4 protein-coding genes are annotated in these 4,070 nt (G+C 39.0%); all 4 read left to right on the top strand.

Going from position 1 to position 4,070, the window contains the following annotated elements:
* The first annotated feature begins 196 nt into the window (after nucleotides 1–196).
* The 4 genes from BN338_RS03725 (at nucleotide 197) to BN338_RS03710 (ending at nucleotide 4,048) form a co-directional block, all read left to right on the top strand.
* On the top strand, nucleotides 197–481 hold the full coding sequence (locus BN338_RS03725) for an acyl carrier protein (RefSeq protein WP_039759169.1): 285 nt from the start codon (nucleotides 197–199) through the stop codon (nucleotides 479–481).
* 10 nt (nucleotides 482–491) lie between these two features.
* The gene (locus BN338_RS03720; RefSeq protein WP_039759167.1) at nucleotides 492–1,667 is read left to right on the top strand and encodes a beta-ketoacyl-ACP synthase; all 1,176 of its coding nucleotides are present in this window, start codon (nucleotides 492–494) and stop codon (nucleotides 1,665–1,667) included.
* A 15-nt stretch (nucleotides 1,668–1,682) separates the two neighbouring features.
* Complete coding sequence (locus BN338_RS03715) at nucleotides 1,683–2,957, top strand: beta-ketoacyl-ACP synthase (protein ID WP_039759166.1); 1,275 nt, start codon at nucleotides 1,683–1,685, stop codon at nucleotides 2,955–2,957.
* A gap of 62 nt (nucleotides 2,958–3,019) precedes the next feature.
* Nucleotides 3,020–4,048 (top strand): zinc-binding dehydrogenase, encoded by a 1,029-nt coding sequence (locus BN338_RS03710; protein ID WP_039759164.1) that lies wholly within the window; start codon nucleotides 3,020–3,022, stop codon nucleotides 4,046–4,048.
* Nucleotides 4,049–4,070: the final 22 nt, after the last annotated feature.

Genomic DNA, 4,070 nt, shown 5'->3' with positions numbered 1-4,070 from the left:
AAAATAAATATGCAATAAAACTTCAAAGTTTTTTAAATATTGAGATATAGTATTTCACGTACTGTAAAGTTCTTTTTTCTATAGACAGAGACAGTTATATTCTAGATTAAGGCTTTTTTTTAAATAGTAAAAAGGCTAGAAGAATGATATTAAATGTATTTTGAATTTACTAACTCTATAATAAGGAATCCGTACATTGCCTTCCACGTTTGATAAAGTTGCTGATATTATTGCAGAAATCAGTGAAATTGATCGCAATACAATCACACCTGAAAGTCATACAATTGATGATTTGGGAATCGACAGTCTTGATTTTCTTGATATTGTTTTCGCTATTGATAAAGCCTTTGGAATAAAAGTTCCCCTAGAACAATGGACGCAAGAAATCAATGAAGGTACAGTTGCTACAGAAGAATACTTTGTTCTTAAAAACCTTTGTGCAAAAATTGATGATCTCGTTGCCTTAAAACAGGCGGAATAGCTTTTTTACTATGCATGATCAATCTGTATTCATCACTGGTATAGGTCTCATAAGCTCTCTGGGGGAAGGAACTGATCAACATTGGAATCTCTTAAATAATCCGATCTGTACACCAAACCTAGATTGTACAACTTTTTCGCCCTACACAGTGCATAAATTGCCTGAAGTTGATTGGAGTTTACAAATTCCCAAAAAAAGTGATCAACGGCAAATGGGAACATGGCAACGTCTTGGGACCTATGCAGCAGGTCTTGCTCTTGATGATGCTGGGATGAAAAATAATGAACAATTTACTTCAACAATGGACATGATCGTAGCAGCAAGTGGAGGAGAACGTGATATTACTGTTGATACACAGATTCTTTCTAAAGCGCGAGCAATCACTGATCACGCTTCTATATTAAATGTTGCGCTTTCAACGGAACTTCGTCCAACATTATTTTTGGCACAACTTTCAAATCTTCTGGCGGGAAACATTTCAATCGTTCATAAAGTCACTGGATCATCTCGCACATTTATGGGAGAAGAAGGCAGTGGACTTTCTGCCCTTCAAATTGCTGTAGCCCGTATTAAATCAGGACAAAGTACCCATGCTCTTGTAGGAAGTTCCTATAATGCACAAAGTTATGATATGTTGTTAGCCCATGAGCTTGGTGGTCTTTTAACCCATGATGGGTGGAGCCCAGTGTGGGATCGTAAAATTCACCCTGGTGGTGGTATTATCACTGGTTCTGGTGGTGTCTTTCTAGTTCTTGAAAGTAGAGAACACGCAAAAAAACGTAACGCACGTGCTTATGCTGAAGTTAGCCAAATTATTACAGACCAAACAGATAGAAGCAAAACACCACTTAAGGAATCAATTGCAACAATGTTAAAAACGGTGGACGCTAAAGATTCCTTAGCCATTTCAGCAGCCTCAGGGGCTCACGAAGCAACAAAAGCAGAACAAAATGCTCTTGATGATGCTGATCTATCTTACCGAGGCATTACAACATTATTTGGTTATATGCGAGAAGCACAATTTCCTTTAGCACTTGCCCTTGCAGCACTTTCAATTGAAAAAAAACACTGTTTTCCAGTGTTAAGTCCTCATGAAAAATCTTTTTCTAAAGAAATCCATGAAATATTTGTTACAACTATTGGTATAAAAAGATCTGAAGGTATCGTACGTCTTACTGCTGTTTGAAGGGAAATTTCTATAGTGAAATATCATGATCATTTTGGGCGTCCACTTGTAGCAATAACTGGGGCAGGCGTTGTCACATCACTAGGACAAGGAAAACATGAAAATTGGCAAAAATTAACAAGCGGTATAAGCGGCATCCACAAAATAATACGTTTTCCCGTTGAAGGATTAAATACATATATTGCTGGAACAATTGATTTTCTCAAAGAAAGTACGCTTGGTGCTTCGGCTCTTTCTGAAAAGCTTGCACATCTTTCTGCTGAAGAAGCTTTAGAGCAAGCTGCTCTTGATAAAACAAATTTTAATGGGCCACTCTTTCTCGCTGCTCCCCCTGTTGAACTTGAATGGCAAGCACGTTTTAGTCTTGATCAAGAGGAAGAATTCAATAATGAGCCTTCTTATGCCCATCTTCTTAAAATTTGTAAGCATAAACTCCATGAGGAACTTTTTGAAACCACACAATTTGGTGCAATTGCAGAAAAACTGCAAAAAACGTTTGGCACAAAAGGACTTCCTGTTACACTTTCCACGGCTTGTGCATCTGGTGCAACGGCAATTCAATTGGGCGTTGAATCGATTCGACGAGGAGAAACAAACCGCGCTCTTACCATTGCGACAGATGGATCAGTTTCAGCAGAATCTCTCATTCGTTTTTCATTATTATCTGCTCTTTCCACTCAAAATGAACCTGCAGAAAAAGCAGCAAAACCCTTTAGCCGAGATCGAGACGGTTTTGTTATGGCAGAAGGTTCAGGCGCTCTTGTTCTTGAATCTCTTCAAAGCGCATTAGACCGTAATGCTACAATTTTAGGAATTTTAGCGGGCTGTGGAGAAACAGCCGATGATTTTCACCGCACACGTTCAAAACCTGATGCATCACCAGCAATTGGATCCGTTCGCAAAGCCTTAAATGATGCACAAATAACCATCCATGAAATTGACTATATTAATGCTCACGGAACCTCTACACCTGAAAATGAGAAAATGGAATATCTTGCGTTATCAACAGTCTTCGGTGACGTTCTAGAGCATATTCCAGTTTCTTCTAATAAATCAATGATTGGACATACCTTAACTGCTGCTGGTGCCATAGAAGCTGTTTTTTCGCTTTTGACCATTCAATCGGGGATACTTCCACCTACAATAAATTACGATAATCCCGATCCTGCTATTCCTTTAGATGTTGTTCCTCATCATAGCCGTAAAGCCAATGTCAATGCGGTTTTGTCAAACTCATTTGGATTTGGTGGTCAAAATACGAGTCTTGTTATCACGGCCTATAAAGGATAATCCTTTATAGAACAAAAATTTTATAACGCTAACTTAATAGTATATATTTAAGGGGATGGATAATGCGTGCACTGCAACTCTTCGATGATCGTCGGCTTGAAATCACTAATATTTCCCCACCACAATCTCCACGCCCCGATGAAGTAACAGTACGTATAAAAGTTGTTGCTCTGAATCATATTGATGTATGGGGATGGCGTGGGATGGCTTTCGCGAAAAGAAAAATGCCCCTCATCATTGGTGCCGAAGCTTCCGGTGAAATTACGCAACTGGGAAGCCATGTTAAAGATTTACACCTTGGACAAATCGTCTCAATTTATGGTGCCCAAACCTGCGGAGTATGTCAAGCTTGTCATGAAGGACGGGATAATCTTTGCTCTGATGTAAAGGGAGTCTACGGTTTTCATCTTGATGGATTTGCTTGTGAGCTTGTCAATTTACCAGCACGTTTATTGGTTCCAGCCCCTCCCCAATGTGATGAATTCCAAGCTGCTGTTGCTCCCATTACTTTTGGCACCGTAGAACATATGCTTTTCGATAACGCAAAATTACAAGCAGGAGAAACAATCCTGATACAAGCTGGTGGTTCCGGTATTGGCTCTGCAGCCATTCAACTTGCAAAACATATGGGTTGTACCGTTATCACCACGGTAGGTTCAGATGAAAAAATTGCAAAAGCACACTCTCTTGGAGCCGATCATGTGATTAATTATCGTCAAGATCGTTTTGAAGGTGTGGTACGTAAATTAACTCAAAAAAAAGGTGTTGACGTTGTTTTTGAGCACGTTGGTGTCGATACATGGAACGGTTCTCTGTTATGTATGAAAAAAGGAGCACGCTTAGTGACTTGCGGTTCTACCTCTGGTGTTTCAGCACCAATAAATCTCATGCAATTATTCCAGCAACAACTGAAGATATTCGGTTCATTTGGCTGTCGTATGCAAAATATGAAAAATGCCATGCAAAAAATGGCACAAAAAGCCGTACACCCTGTCATTGATACAATTGTTGGACTTGATGAAATAAATACTGCTTTAAAACGAATGGAAAGCCGTGATGTTTTTGGTAAAATTATTCTTAAAATTGATTAAATCATGATGAAGCTTTTTCTTA

Source organism: Bartonella queenslandensis AUST/NH15 (genome assembly GCF_000312585.1).
Taxonomy (GTDB): Bacteria; Pseudomonadota; Alphaproteobacteria; order Rhizobiales; family Rhizobiaceae; genus Bartonella; species Bartonella queenslandensis_A.
Note: the sequence above shows the minus strand (reverse complement) of the source record. Positions and strands in the feature narration are given on the sequence as shown.